The sequence below is a fragment of the Desulfotomaculum sp. genome, assembly GCF_982386235.1.
Window position 1 is genome coordinate 159,653 of the sequence record NZ_CEVWQM010000004.1, and the last position, 14,691, is coordinate 174,343.

Annotated in this window: 13 protein-coding genes and 1 pseudogene; all 14 read right to left on the reverse strand. The window is 42.1% G+C overall.

Translation table 11 applies throughout. The annotated features are described in order from the left end of the window. Positions 1-4: 4 nt before the first annotated feature. Positions 5-721, reverse strand: a complete 717-nt coding sequence (gene pyrH, locus AC1U9Z_RS03890; protein ID WP_333530402.1) for a UMP kinase — start codon at positions 719-721, stop codon at positions 5-7. Between the two features lie 80 nt (positions 722-801). Next, positions 802-1,455: a translation elongation factor Ts gene (tsf, locus tag AC1U9Z_RS03895; protein ID WP_479955788.1), complete on the reverse strand. Its 654-nt coding sequence runs from the start codon at positions 1,453-1,455 to the stop codon at positions 802-804. Between the two features lie 195 nt (positions 1,456-1,650). Then, positions 1,651-2,349 (reverse strand): 30S ribosomal protein S2, encoded by a 699-nt coding sequence (gene rpsB, locus AC1U9Z_RS03900; RefSeq protein WP_333530400.1) that lies wholly within the window; start codon positions 2,347-2,349, stop codon positions 1,651-1,653. A gap of 201 nt (positions 2,350-2,550) precedes the next feature. Then, entirely contained in the window at positions 2,551-3,336 is a 786-nt protein-coding gene (codY, locus tag AC1U9Z_RS03905) for a GTP-sensing pleiotropic transcriptional regulator CodY (protein ID WP_333530399.1), read from the reverse strand. A 20-nt stretch (positions 3,337-3,356) separates the two neighbouring features. Next, complete coding sequence (hslU, locus tag AC1U9Z_RS03910) at positions 3,357-4,757, reverse strand: ATP-dependent protease ATPase subunit HslU (protein ID WP_333530398.1); 1,401 nt, start codon at positions 4,755-4,757, stop codon at positions 3,357-3,359. Positions 4,758-4,784: 27 nt separating this feature from the next. Next, positions 4,785-5,315 (reverse strand): ATP-dependent protease subunit HslV, encoded by a 531-nt coding sequence (gene hslV / locus AC1U9Z_RS03915; protein WP_479955789.1) that lies wholly within the window; start codon positions 5,313-5,315, stop codon positions 4,785-4,787. Positions 5,316-5,339: 24 nt separating this feature from the next. Next, complete coding sequence (xerC, locus tag AC1U9Z_RS03920) at positions 5,340-6,236, reverse strand: tyrosine recombinase XerC (RefSeq protein ID WP_479955790.1); 897 nt, start codon at positions 6,234-6,236, stop codon at positions 5,340-5,342. Between the two features lie 124 nt (positions 6,237-6,360). Continuing rightward, a complete protein-coding gene (gene trmFO / locus AC1U9Z_RS03925) occupies positions 6,361-7,677 on the reverse strand; it encodes a methylenetetrahydrofolate--tRNA-(uracil(54)-C(5))-methyltransferase (FADH(2)-oxidizing) TrmFO (protein ID WP_479955791.1) in 1,317 nt (438 codons plus the stop codon). Between the two features lie 36 nt (positions 7,678-7,713). After that, on the reverse strand, positions 7,714-9,846 hold the full coding sequence (gene topA / locus AC1U9Z_RS03930; RefSeq protein WP_479955792.1) for a type I DNA topoisomerase: 2,133 nt from the start codon (positions 9,844-9,846) through the stop codon (positions 7,714-7,716). 101 nt (positions 9,847-9,947) lie between these two features. Beyond that, the gene (gene dprA, locus AC1U9Z_RS03935) at positions 9,948-11,045 is read right to left on the reverse strand and encodes a DNA-processing protein DprA (protein WP_479955793.1); all 1,098 of its coding nucleotides are present in this window, start codon (positions 11,043-11,045) and stop codon (positions 9,948-9,950) included. A gap of 186 nt (positions 11,046-11,231) precedes the next feature. Continuing rightward, positions 11,232-12,140 (reverse strand): non-homologous end-joining DNA ligase, encoded by a 909-nt coding sequence (gene ligD, locus AC1U9Z_RS03940; RefSeq protein ID WP_479955795.1) that lies wholly within the window; start codon positions 12,138-12,140, stop codon positions 11,232-11,234. Between the two features lie 170 nt (positions 12,141-12,310). Then, on the reverse strand, positions 12,311-13,594 hold the full coding sequence (locus tag AC1U9Z_RS03945) for an ArsB/NhaD family transporter (protein WP_479955797.1): 1,284 nt from the start codon (positions 13,592-13,594) through the stop codon (positions 12,311-12,313). Positions 13,595-13,847: 253 nt separating this feature from the next. Next, positions 13,848-14,270 (reverse strand): HTH domain-containing protein, encoded by a 423-nt coding sequence (locus AC1U9Z_RS03950; protein ID WP_333530391.1) that lies wholly within the window; start codon positions 14,268-14,270, stop codon positions 13,848-13,850. 138 nt (positions 14,271-14,408) lie between these two features. Beyond that, positions 14,409-14,691: pseudogene (locus AC1U9Z_RS03955) on the reverse strand (SLC13 family permease); the annotation flags it as partial.

A 14,691-nucleotide genomic window follows, 5' to 3' on the forward strand; every position in this document is an offset into this window, starting at 1 on the left:
TTATTTACCCCCCAACAAAAGTACCTATCCGTTCTCCTAGAACTGCCTTCTTAATGTTTTCCTTGGCATTTAAGTCAAAAACCAACAGCGGGATTTTATTATCCATGCAAAGTGATACGGCTGTTGAATCCATTACCTGTAAGCCACGGTTGAGAACCTCAATATAGGTTAGCTCGTCAAACTTCTTAGCATCAGGATGTTTTAAAGGATCCGCCTCATAAACCCCATCCACTTGTTTAGCCATCAAAATAATTTCTGCTTCAATTTCTGCGGCACGTAAGGCAGCGGTGGTATCCGTTGAAAAATAGGGGTTACCCGTTCCCGCAGCAAAGATGACCACTCTACCCTTTTCCATATGCCGGATGGCCCGACGGCGAATGTAAGTTTCCGCCACTGTTCTCATTTCAAAGGAGGTTTGCACACGAGTGTCAACCCCTATCTTTTCCAAAGCATCTTGCAAGGCCAGTGAATTGATGACTGTGGCTAACATACCCATATAATCAGCCGTTGCCCGATCCATACCCTTCGTGCTGCCAGAAATTCCTCGCCAAATATTGCCGCCGCCAACTACAATAGCCAGTTGCACTCTATATTCACTTACATCCTTTATCTGGCTGGCTATTGAGTGAACAACCTCGGGGTCAATACCGTATCCCTTTTGTCCGGCTAACGCTTCACCACTTAGCTTAAGGATGACCCGCCTAAACTTGGGAGTTACCATTAAGGGTGTCCTCCAGTCTGGTAGTTCTGTTATTCTACAATACTTATAAAAATCCTTTAATCAATTTAGAAAATGAGAAATTATGCCTTAATTTGTGCAGCAACCTCAGCCGCAAAATCATCTTGGCGTTTTTCTAAACCTTCTCCCACTTCATAACGACTAAAGCGACGAACGTCAATTTTTTCACCGATCTTGGATACAACCTCATTAATTACATGCTGCACGGTTTTATCAGAATCTTTAATAAAGGGCTGTTCAAGCAAACATACTTCTTTAAAGTATTTTTCGATACGCCCTTCAACCATTTTCTCAACAATTTTTTCTGGTTTACCTTCATTTAATGCCTGGGCTTTTAAAATTTCTTTTTCTTTTTCAATCTTTTCGGAAGAAACTTCTTCACGACGAACATACTCTGGCTTAGCAGCAGCGATTTGCATAGCAATATCTCTGGCTAAGTTGCGAAAATCTTCGTTTTTGGCAACAAAGTCTGTTTCACAGTTGATTTCCACTAAAACACCAATACGTCCGCCACCATGTATGTAAGCTTCAATCATACCTTCTGCTGCGATTCTGCCAGCCTTCTTAGCAGCAGCGGCAAGTCCCTTTTCCCGCAAAAATTCAATGGCCTTTTCCATATCTCCAGCCACTTCAGTTAAGGCTTTTTTACAGTCCATCATACCAGCGCCGGTACGCTCTCTTAACTCTTTAACCATGCTTGCAGAAATCTCTGCCATGATCAAAATCCCCCTTTTTTAACCCACTAGGTAATCTTGTGGTATTATAACCATATCTTTTCTCTGACAAACATTGGCATGATTTTGCCTTGGTTGTTCTTATATTTTCATCAAATTAATGATTTATACATTTTAATAAAGTATAAAAAAAGGTAGAGGACTCCCGTACTAGCAAGACGCCCTCTACCTAACATACTATTCTGCGACTTGTTCGCCCTGCTTGCCTTCCAAAACTGCATCGGCAATCTTACCGGTAAGCAGTTTTACTGCCCGAATAGCGTCATCGTTACCGGGAATTACGTAATCTACTTCGTCAGGATCGCAGTTTGTATCAACAATGGCTACAATGGGAATGCCAAGTTTACGAGCCTCAGCCACTGCAATGCGCTCCTTCCGGGGATCAATTACGAAAAGTGCCCCAGGCAGGCGACGCATGTTTTTGATTCCACCAAGGAATTTATCCAGTTTCTCTTTTTCATGCAGAAGTTGAGAAACTTCTTTTTTGGGCAGAACCTCAAAGGTTCCATCCTCTTCCATGCGCTCAAGTTCATGTAATCGATCAATACGATTACGTATGGTTTGGAAGTTTGTTAACATACCACCCAACCAACGCTGATTTACAAAGAACATTTCGCAACGTTCGGCTTCTTCTTTAACAGCTTCCTGGGCTTGCTTTTTAGTACCTACAAACAGTAAAGTACCAGCATCCGCAGCCAGTTGTTTAACAAAATCGTAGCATTCTTCCACTTTCTTAACGGTTTTCTGCAGATCAATAATGTAAATACCGTTACGATCAGTGAAGATATAAGGTGCCATCTTGGGGTTCCAGCGACGGGTCTGGTGTCCAAAATGAACGCCTGCTTCCAGTAGTTGTTTCATGGAGATAACTGCCATAGCTAGTTACACCTCCTCCCTCAATTGTTTTTAATCCTCCGTTATCCTCATCTCCGGCAAGACCTTCATCAAGGCAACCTTGCACAAATCAGATAACGTGTGTACTCAACACCAAGGGATATTTTAGCATAATGCGACAACCAACGCAAGAGAAAAGCCACAGTTTTTTATACTGTGGCTTGTTTGTTTAATGACGAATCCCTAGTTATGCTTTAATCTTTGCAATTCCTCTATTAAACGATCATTCAACACCCGAATATAGGTTCCCTTCATACCCAGGGATTTTGACTCTATTACACCGGCACTTTCAAATTTACGTAGGGCGTTGACGATAACGGATCGAGTGATACCCACTCTGTCAGCAATTTTACTGGCCACCAAAACCCCTTCGTCACCTTCTAATTGCTCAAAGATATGCTGTACTGCATCCAGTTCGGAGTAAGAAAGTGTGCCCAGGGCAATTTGTACCGCTGCTTTTTTCCTTGCTTCTTCTTCCATTCTGCCGGCTCTGGCCCGCAGAACCTCCATGGCAACAACCGTGGCACCATATTCAGCAAGAATTAAATCTTCATCAGTGAAATTTTTGTCAAACTTAGCCAGCACAAGAGTTCCTAGACGGGAACCAGCCCCGACAATGGGAACTACCGTGGTTACTTTGTTTTGGCCTTTGCATTTTTCTTCTTGGAAGAATACACAAGCATCATAGGTTTGGCAGAAGTTAGCATGGGTTTCATTGATAGCAAGTAATCCCTCATTGTATTCCTCAGGAAAACGTTTAGAGCCTTCAACAATATCCTTCATGATATCACAGGCAAATTGGGGCATAAATTTATGACCCAGTGCTCTGCCACGACGGTCAATGATATAACAGTTTGCCTCAATGTTTTCAGAAAGCACCTCTGCTATTTCACCAAAATCCACGGGGTAACCAGCAGATTTTTGTAATAATTTATTGATTGTTCTTGTTCTTTCTAATAAAGTTCTCATTCTGTCACTCTCCCTAAATTTTAAAGAATATAACGACTAAGATCACGATTTGTTACAATGTCTTTTAGCTTCTCACGAACATATTCACTGTCTATAGTGAGTGACTGCCCTTTTAGTTCCGGAGCCTCAAAGGAAATATCCTCCAGAAGTTTTTCTAAAATGGTGTGCAGCCGCCTTGCGCCTATGTTTTCGTTTTGTTCATTTACAGTATAAGCAATATCCGCAATTTCTTCAAGTGAATTTTTTGAAAATTCAATTTTAAGCTCTTCAGTTGCTAAGAGTTCTGTATATTGCTTTATTAAAGAGTTTTGCGGTTCAGTTAAAATCTGCACAAAATTATTGCGGCTTAAACTCTCCAACTCTACTCTGATTGGAAAACGTCCCTGTAATTCTGGGATCAAGTCAGATGGTTTTGTGACATGAAAGGCACCGGCAGCTATAAATAGGATATGATCTGTTTTTACCGGGCCATATTTGGTCATAACGGTGGAGCCTTCAACAATTGGCAGAATATCCCTTTGTACGCCACCCCTTGATACATCTGCCCCACCGGAAATTCCTTCCTTTGTGGCAATTTTATCAATCTCATCCAAAAATATAATCCCATTATCCTCAGCCCGCTTGACAGCTTGTGTGGTTAGCTCCTCCATGTCAATTAATTTCTGGGCTTCCTGTTGGGTTAATATTTTACGGGCTTCCCGTACAGTAACTTTACGCTTGCGTTTTTTTCTGGGAAAGATACTGCCCAGAACATCCTGCATGTTGACGCCCATCTCTTCCACACCGCTATTTGTAAAAACCTCAAGCATGGGCGTGCTTTGATCTTCTACTTCAATTTCCAAATACTCATTTTCCAGCTCGCCCCGGGACATTTTCTCCTTTAGCGTTTCCCTTTCAAACCGAATTCTGCTATGCTGCTGTTCCCAGGACTTATCCTCTGGTTTATCTTCCTGCACACCGCCAAAAAGCATTTCAAAAGGGTTTTTGGTTTGTGCCGGCCGATTAGGGTAAGGAGCCAAAAGTTCAATTATTTTTTCTTCAGCCAATCCTTTGGCCCGTTCTTCTACTTTTTCCATTCTTTCCTGCTTAATCATGCGAATGGACGTTTCGACCAAATCCCTGATCATGGATTCTACGTCCCGTCCCACATAGCCAACTTCTGTAAATTTGGTTGCCTCAATCTTAACAAAGGGTGCTTTGACTAACTTTGCTAATCGACGGGCTATTTCGGTTTTACCTACCCCTGTTGGGCCAATCATCAAAATGTTCTTCGGTACAACCTCATCAATCAATTCTTCTGATAATTTACTGCGGCGATACCTGTTTCGTAAAGCCACTGCCACTGCTTTTTTGGCGTTCTCTTGACCTACAATATATTTATCAAGCTCTGCCACTATCTCCCTAGGTGTCAGGGCTGCCATTGGCTTCACTCCTTTAATACCCTTATTTTAAATTTCCTCCACAGTGATATTTTTATTAGTATAAACACAAATATCTGCGGCTAAGCTTAATGCCTCATAAGCAATTTCCCTGGGTGAAAGATTTGTATGTTTTGTCAAGGCCCTGGCGGCAGCCAAAGCATAGGGACCCCCAGAGCCGATGGCTGTGACGCCTTCATCCGGTTCTATGACCTCGCCATTGCCTGACAAAACCAATAGATTTTCCTGGTTGGCTACAATCAGCATCGCCTCCAGGGATCGCAAGTATTTGTCTGTACGCCAGGCCTTGGCCAATTCAACCGCCGCTCTCATTAAATTACCATGATATTCTTCCAGCTTACCTTCAAATTTTTCAAACAGCGTAAAGGCATCTGCCACTGATCCAGCAAAGCCGGCTAAAACTTGACCATTATGAAGCCGTCTTACCTTTTTGGCAGTATGTTTCATGATGGTATTTTGCCCAAAAGTAACTTGACCATCGCCGGCTATGGCAACCTTTGCACCCTTTTTTACCGCTACAATGGTAGTTGCATGGAACATAAGCATCACTTCCTCGTTATCAGTCTAAGCCCTAGGGTGACTCATTTTATAAACCTTTTTCAATTTCTGTCTGGTTACATGGGTATAAATCTGGGTTGATGACAAAGAAACATGACCTAGTAATTCCTGAACAGTACGTAAATCTGCCCCATTATCCAGCAAATGAGTAGCAAAGGAATGACGAATTTTGTGGGGGCTCACTTTTAATTTTATTTTCTCCTGCTGGCAATATTTATCAATGATTTTACGTATGCTCCTATCACTTAAGCGGGAACCTTGGTAGTTAAGAAAAACCGCTTGACAGTTCTTCTTGACCAGCGACCCCCGTACAGTTTTCAAATATTCTTCTATAGCTGCCATGGATCGATCATGAATTGGTACGATCCGTTCCTTGGCTCCTTTTCCCAGGACCCTGATATATCCCCTGATCAGGTCAAGCTGGTCAAGATCTAAGGCCACCAGTTCTGATACACGTATGCCACTGGCATAGAGTAATTCTAAGATTGCCCTATCCCTAATTCCCAGTGGCGAATGATCCGGTGCCTCAACCAATTTTTCAGTTTCTTCCTGATACAAAAATATGGGTAGTTTTTTTTCTTTCTTAGGATTGGCAACCCTAAGCATCGGATTGCTTACAAGCAACCTGTCATTTGCTAAAAACCGAAAAAATGCCCGCCATGAGGCAAGTTTTCTTGCCACGGTTGCCCTACTTAATTCTTTTTGTTTCAGATATGCTAAAAATCCTCTTATTAAGGAACCATTAATTAACGAAGGATCCATCCTTTCGATGGGTTTTTTTAGTACCAGCGAAAAATAGTCTAAACCATCAAATATATCCTTTTGGTAGGCATCGATGGTATGAATGGAAAAATTCTTCTGGAACTTCAGATAATCAATGAAATTATCAAGCAAGTTATACATTTTTTCTTACCCATATTATTTCGGTGTCGAATTTTGCAATATAATAAAATATATCACAAGACTTTTTAAAATTGCAACTACCTTTTGACAATTTGAATTCAAATTGTCATCCCTTTTGGAAATTTTAAACTCTTTCTTCTTCTAACCATTCCGCAAGCGTTTTTAGGGCCCTTTGGGCCTGAGCTTGACCTCTTTCCCTTTTTCCTTTAATGCGAACCGGGAGTTCCGGGAAAAGTCCAAAGGTAATATTCATGGGTTGAAAATTTGTCTCAGCGGCAGTGGTTATGTAGTTAATTAAGGCACCATGGGCGGTTTCCTTGGGGAATATTACCAAATTCTTTTGTTCTATCCGGCGAGCAGCATTTATTCCTGCGATTAGCCCAGCGGATGCCGATTCAACATAACCTTCCACACCTGTTATTTGCCCCGCAAAAAATATTCCCGGGTGGTCTTTCATTTGTAAAGTTGGTTCCAAAAGCGCAGGGGAATTTATATAGGTATTCCTATGCATCACCCCATAGCGAACAAACTCAGCATTTTCCAGACCGGGTATGAGACTAAATACCCTTTTTTGTTCCCCCCATTTTAAATTGGTTTGAAAACCTACCAGGTTAAAGAGCGTTCCATTCGCATTATCCTGCCTTAATTGAATCACTCCGTGGGGTCTTTTGCCGGTTCTTGGGTCCGTTAGCCCCACTGGCTTTAATGGCCCATAGAGAAGTGTATCTTTGCCCCTGGCAGCTAGCACTTCCACCGGCATACAGCCTTCAAAATGAACCTGTTTATCAAACTCCTTCAGGGGTGCCCTTTCTGCATGCATTAGTGCATCATAAAACACATCGTATTCTTCACGACTCATGGGACAATTAAGATAAGCTTCTTCCCCCTTGCCATAGCGTGAAGCCCGAAAAATCTTTGTCATATCAAGGGATTCCAGGGTTACGATGGGTGCTGCGGCATCATAAAAATAAAGATACTGCTGACCCGTAAGCTTTGCAATTTCCTGGAATAAGGCCTCGGAAGTAAGTGGGCCAGAGGCCACGATGGTGATTCCACCCTGAGGTAGTCTGGTAACTTCCTCACGTTGAACCGTTATTAGGCGATGTTCTTCCAAAGCCTTGGTAATATGTTGGGAAAATCCCTCCCGGTCAACTGCCAAAGCACCCCCGGCAGGAACTTTATGGGTATCTGCAGCAGAAATAATTAGGGAGTTAAACTTCCTCATCTCTTCTTTTAATAAGCCCACTGCATTTTCCACAGCCGCCGCCCGGAGAGAGTTACTACATACCAATTCAGAAAAATAGGCTGTGTGATGGGCCGGGGTATACTTCACTGGTCTCATTTCATAAAGATCCACAGGAATGTCCCTCTGGGCCAATTGCCAGGCTGCTTCGGAACCTGCTAAACCAGCTCCAATGATTGTTACCCTATTTGCTGTCATTTTTAGTAAGCCCCCTATTGTATTACTTCGAATGCTCTATTTCTTAGTTTTCTTGGCTGGTTTCTTTTTTTCCCCTGTTGCATCGGCAAGGGCAGTATCTCCTTTGCTGGGACAATGTTCATTGATACAATACAATTTATTTTCCTTGGTCTTAGATTTCTTTTCCACCATCATGCCACTGCAGTGGGGGCATTTCTCTTGGGTAGGCAGATCCCAGGTGACAAATTCACACTCCGGATAACTGCTGCAGCCATAAAATTTTCTTCCTTTTTTACTGCGCCTTAGTACAATTTCACCCTTGCAATTAGGACAACCTACACCGGTTGGTTCCAGTAAAGGTTTGGTATTCCTACACTCAGGAAAACCCGGGCAAGCAAGAAATTTTCCAAAGCGGCCAAGTTTAATAACCATGTTCTTGCCACACTGCTCACATATTTCATCGGAAACTTCATCGGCCACTTGTACTTTACCGATGGCCTCCTCTGCCATCTCCAGTGTTTTGGCAAAGGGATCATAAAAATCCTTTAATACACCATTCCACAGTTGCTCTCCCTCAGCTATTTGGTCAAGCTTTTCCTCCAACTCAGCGGTAAACTCGATGTTGATAATGTCTGGAAAATGTTTTTTCAATAGTTCTACAACAATAACCCCTAATTCTGTGGGATAAAATTGCTTGCTTTCCCTTACCACATAACCACGTCTTTGAATCGTTTCAACAATTGGTGCATAGGTACTGGGGCGTCCGATCCCTTTTTCTTCCAATACCTTGACCAGGGTAGCATCGGTGTACCTTGGTGGCGGTTGTGTAAAGTGTTGTTTTGGGGACAAGGACTTAGCCACTACCTTATCTCCCTTGCTCAGGTCTGGCAGAATTTTTTCTTCTTCCTTACTGCCATCGTCGTTACCCTCTATATAGACCTGCATAAAGCCGGGAAATTTAACAATGGAGCCGTTAGCCCTAAACAAATAATCCCCGGCGGCAATATCCATGGCAGTGGTATCCATAATAGCCGGTGCCATTTGACTGGCTAAGAAGCGTGCCCAGATTAATTTATATAATTTAAACTGATCATTTGTCAGAAATTGTTTCATACTTTCAGGGTTACGATTGACAGATGTGGGCCTGATGGCCTCATGGGCATCCTGGACCTTACCCTTGGCCGAAGTTTGCCTTGGTTGCTTGGGGACATAGGCCGGTCCAAAACGCTCGGTAATAAATTCTTTGGTTTCCTGTACGGCTGTTTCAGATATACGGGTTGAATCGGTACGGATATAGGTAACCAATCCCACTGGGCCTTCCTTCCCCAATTCAATACCTTCATAAAGCTGTTGAGCCACTACCATGGTTTTGCGTGAAGTAAAATTTAGTTTTCTTGAGGCCTCCTGCTGCAGTGAACTGGTTGTAAAAGGTGCTGCGGAGTTACGCTGTTTCTCCTTTTTGACAATGTTGGTAACAAGGTAATCTTGCCCCTTTAGGTCATTTAAGATTTTATCCATTGCTTCTTGGTTCGAAATATCAATCTTTTTATCCTTATATTTATGAAGCTTGGCCTCAAAGGGGGATTTGCCGGATTTTACAAACTTACCTGTCAGGGTCCAATATTCTTCCGGTATAAAAGCTTGAATTTCTTCCTCTCGATCACAGATCAAACGCACTGCCACAGACTGGACTCTGCCTGCGGATAACCCCTTTTTAACCTTACGCCAAAGAAGGGGGCTTAGATTATAACCCACTAACCTGTCCAGTATTCTCCTAGCTTGTTGTGCGTTAACCCTATCTACATCGATGGGACGTGGTTGCTTAACAGCAGCCTGAATTGCATTTTTAGTTATTTCATTAAACTCAATACGACAAGGGCTGTCTTCATCTAACCCCAGAAGTTTCGTTAAATGCCAAGCAATTGCCTCACCCTCGCGATCCGGGTCAGAAGCTAGCAATACTCGATCAACTTTTTTTACAGCCGACCGAAGTTCTTTGATGATATCCCCTTTGCCGCGAATGGTTATATATTTAGGAGAAAAAGCATTTTCCACGTCTACACCAGTCTGACTTTTTGGCAAATCCCTTACATGACCCATGGATGCCTTAACGGTATAGTTTTTTCCTAAATATTTACCAATGCTTTTTGCCTTAGCAGGTGATTCAACAATTACTAATGTTTTACTCAAATTGGTACACCCCATTTACTACTGCTCTCAGATGTAGGGGTTTTACCACCCCTTACTACTTTTACTGTATAAATATTCATATTGCTTTAGAACTCTTTTTGCTATAATCTTGCATCAATATACATTTTTCCTGATAGACATTTAATCAACCCTTTTATTTCCAATAACGTTAATGCCACTGCGACTTCTTTCGGGGATAACATGCTTAAACTTATAATTTTTTCCAGTGTTATCGGCATTTCCGATAACACTGCTAAAATTTTACTTTCATTATCGGTTAAATCAACACTTTTTAATCGATCCTCTGCCTGGTAAGAGGACTTTTGCTTCATGCCCAGCTCATTCAGAATGTCCAATGTATTTATGATTAGGGCTGCTCCCTGCTGGATTAATGTATTCGTACCAATGCTCTTGGCGTTGTTGATATTACCAGGTACCGCCATCACCTCTCTGCCCTGCTCCAAGGCAAAGTCGGCCGTTATTAAGGCCCCGCTTTTTGCCGCAGCTTCTACCACTAAAACAGCATTACTTAAGCCACTGATAATTCGGTTCCGACTGGGAAAGTGCCAGGGCCGAGGTAATGTACCAGGTGGGAATTCTGTAATAATGGCACCCTTTTCTATAATTTGTTGCATGAGTCTGGCATTTTCCCTGGGGTAGACAACATCTGGCCCACAGCCCAGAACAGCAAGGGTAACGCCTTTACCGTTTAGGGCCCCACGATGGGCAGCACTATCGATCCCCCTGGCCAAGCCGCTGACAATCGTAATACCCTCCATTGCCAGTTCACTGGATAATTTTTCAGTTATTACTAAACCATTGGGGGAGGGTTTGCGGGAACCAACCATCGCTAAACAAACATCGTGAATACTTGGTAAATTACCCCTAACGAAAATAGCTAGCGGAGGGTCATGGATACTCTTCAATAAATAAGGGTAGTTATCGTCCTCTATGGTTATTACTTTACCATTCATTTCACCCAGCAATTTTCCCAGTTTATCAAACTTTATCGTATTTCTTCGCTGTACTAGCTTCCTGGCACCTTGGCTGCCCAAAATTTCTTGTAAATCTTTTTCAGAAGCTTGCCAAGCTGTGGCTGGGGAACCAAAATGATTGATAATATCCCAGACTCGGCGACCGCTGCCCGGCAAAAGAATTTGCCAGCCAACCCAGTATAAACGTTTTTCCAAAATCCCCACCCCAGTTATCGGATTTCTACCCCTTTCGGGATAGCAACTGGGTTTTCCTTCCATTAACAAGGTTTTTTATTAACAATTTTATCTTAACCTTCATGCCATCATCATAAACCATTTATGAAAAAACTAGTCCTGTGCCGTGGTCAATAATTAAAAGACTTCGCTGAGAGCGGATGGCTGACAGCTATTTTATACCAACTTTAAAACGTGGGAGATATCCTGGGGGTTTTGACCGAGATCATGATGTAAGTCCCCAAAATATTTCAGGCGCTTTAAAATCGTATGCAAGTTAAAATCACCTGGCAGAAAGCTGAACTTTTCAATTTCCTCCCACATGACGGGTGTGGATACGGGAGCTCCTGGCAGGGGTCGTAAACTGTAAGTCCAGGCCATACTTTTGCCCCTCGTATTTTGTAAGTAATCCACGTAGACCTTTTGGGGATCTCTTTTGGCTACGGTTCTCTCAATGGTAGCCCTTTCCGAAAATGTATCAGCAACAGCCTTGGCTATTAGACCCATGGCCTTGGTCACTTGGCTAAAGGAGAATACAGGCCTTAGTGGAATAAAAATGTGAATTCCCGTAGCTCCGGAGGTTTTAGGGTAGCCTCGAAGTTCTAAATGATCCAAAACCTTTTTTATGACCACTGCCACTTCCAGCACATGCTGAAAGCTTGCTTGTTCCCCGGGGTCTAAATCTAGAATAGCCATATCCGGATATTCAATTTGATTTAATTTTGATAACCAAGCATGTATTTCGATGCAACCCTGGTTTGCCAACCATACCAAGGTGGCAATATCCTCACAGGTAATGTAATTAACCACTTTATCTGAATGTCGAATGGGTATTGTTTTTAGCCATTCAGGGGCATAATCGGGACACTCTTTTTGATAAAAAAAATCTCCCTCAATACCATTCGGATACCTCTTCATAACCAGGGGACGGTCTTTTATGTAAGGGAGTAGGTAGGGCGCAATGTCCGTATAATACTTTATCAAATGAGCTTTGGTCAAGCCCTCCGGCCAGATTAGCTTATCTAAATTTGAAAGTTTTATATTTTTTCCCTCAATTTTCACATCTTGCGCAGCGGCAGTAACCACTTCTTCTCCTCCCTTCCATTTATTTATATTTGCCCTGATTTTATTAGAAGATCTTGGCTCGCGCTAATCCACGCGAGCCTTAATTTTTCTAATAAAATCATCCTTAAAATCTTATTCTATCCGATCGTGAAAAAAATAATAGCCCGGTAGAATTTACCGGGCTACTAAGACTAAGTAAGATAGAAGAAATACAAGTAAATAGTAGAAATGACAATGGATACAAGCATTAACGGAAAGGCTACCTTCATAAAGCCTAGGAAGGTGAATTTTATTCCTTGTTTCTCAGCCATGCCAATAACAACCACGTTGGCAGAAGCTCCAATAATGGTACCATTCCCACCCAGACAGGCACCAAGGGACAGGCACCACCAGAGTGGTTCAAGGTTAGTCATGCCGCCTAAACGTCCCATATCCTGAATTAATGGAATCATGGTTGCCACAAAGGGAATGTTATCCACAAAGGCTGAAGCAATGGCAGACAGCCAAAGGATTAACATACCTGTGGTAAGCAGTTCCCCACCCGTTATTTCTAATGCCTTGGCTGCAATCCATTCAATAATGCCAACTTCCACCAGACCACCAACTAGAATGAACAGTCCGGCAAAGAAGAAAATAACAGGCCATTCCACCGCCTCAAGGGCGTGTTCTGGTTCTTGCCTGGTTATCAATAGCAATAGAGCCGCCCCAGCCAAAGCAATGGTGGCAGATTCTAAGTGTAAAGCCTGGTGCAATAAAAAGCCGCCGATGGTTAAAGCAAGCACAAAAAGCGATTGCTTGAGCAGTTTATGATCTTTAATTTCATCCTTTTCGTTCATGTTCATGATGTTTTGTTTGAGTTCATCACGCACACTAAAGGAATTTCGATAGATTATTTTTAATAAATAAATTGTTACGATCATGATTACGATGACAACTGGAAGCAAATTAACTACAAAATCCATAAAGCCTAAGCCCACAGCAGAACCAATCATGATATTGGGTGGGTCACCAATCAGAGTAGATGTACCGCCAATATTTGAAGACAAAATTTCTGCTAACAGGATTGGCATGGGATTAATCTCCAATGATCTAGCTATGGAGAAGGTAACTGGTACAATCAAAAGCACAGTAGTTACATTGTCCAATAGGGCAGATAAAACGGCAGTAATTAAGGATAAAGCTACCAAAATAGCCAGTGGTTCCCCTTTACTATACTTGGCAGATTTAACTGCTAAATACTCAAACACGCCAGATTGTCTGGTAATTCCCACAATAATCATCATACCAACTAACAAACCAATTGTATTAAAATCAATATGATGAATGGCTTGCTCTTGGTTTAAAATACCAGCAATAATGAAAATCATCGCACCAACCAGTGCGATAATCGTTCTGTGAATCTTTTCTGAGATAATAATGGCGTAGGTTAATAAAAATACTACACTCGCTAAAATGACTTGACTATTTCCTTCCATATACATCCCCTCTTTAAATAAATTTATGATATTATAACTTAATTCTGCCAAATGTTATTATAACTCCGAAGCTATAATCGCGCAATTAAAAATCGTTTTTTGTCACATTGTGTTGAGTTTTAGAATGAAGATCATCAATCCGTCTTAATTTAAGTAAGAAAATGACTGCCATTATTAATATGACAAGTAATAGGCACACTGAAAAGACACAACACCTGTGTTTTTACTTTTTCCGTAAAGTGAATTGCTTTATTTAAAAGAAATTAAGTGGCAGTTTAAAACCATAGCGCACAGCCATACTAGTGATAATTAGTTTATAAATAGAAATAATTTGCTGTTGATAAAGCTCATATTGTTTAATCATTTGTCCTAAAGTTACTAGAATAATTGTCTCACCCATTACCTCTTCACCCTGGCTAATCTTTAATTTATAACGACCCCCACCTGGTATGCTTGGTTGAAAAATCTGAGGGCGTTCAATGGCAACCCCCATTTCCTCCAACTCCCTAAGGTAACGATAAACATGGCGTTTACTGACACCACAAGCATCCACCAGTTGCTGCAGGGTTACACCGTCAGAGTGAGCACTTTCTTTAAGCTCCCTTAAGACAATTCCTAAGTTCACTTCATAATTGTGTTTACCACGTTTGGTTTTAGACTGCGATGGAGGCGCCACTTTCAGAGGACATCACTCCCCATCATACCCGTTTTCATCCCCTACTGGTGCCGTTTGCAGCGTGGGGAACTACAAGAGAATTCCGAAACACCTGGAAAACCAGGTGTTTCAGAACTTTTTTGCGTCTTGTTAGCTTACTTAGTTTATTAAAGCAGCCATCCCGATCATCGGCCAATAAGTGAAGATCATGAGCACCAGCAAGCACAGAATCATAGCGCTGGCAGGAATACCCGTTTTGAAAAATTCGCCGGTGGTAAATTGTCTGGACTCGTAAGCCATGGCATTGGGAGCAGCACCGATTAATAGCAACATGGGCATACCCGCCATGGCAGTGGCACCATAGAGAATCAGCTCTGGGTTAACTCCCATGTAGCTGGCAATAACCAAAGCAATGGGCATGGTAATAGCGATGGCAGCTACG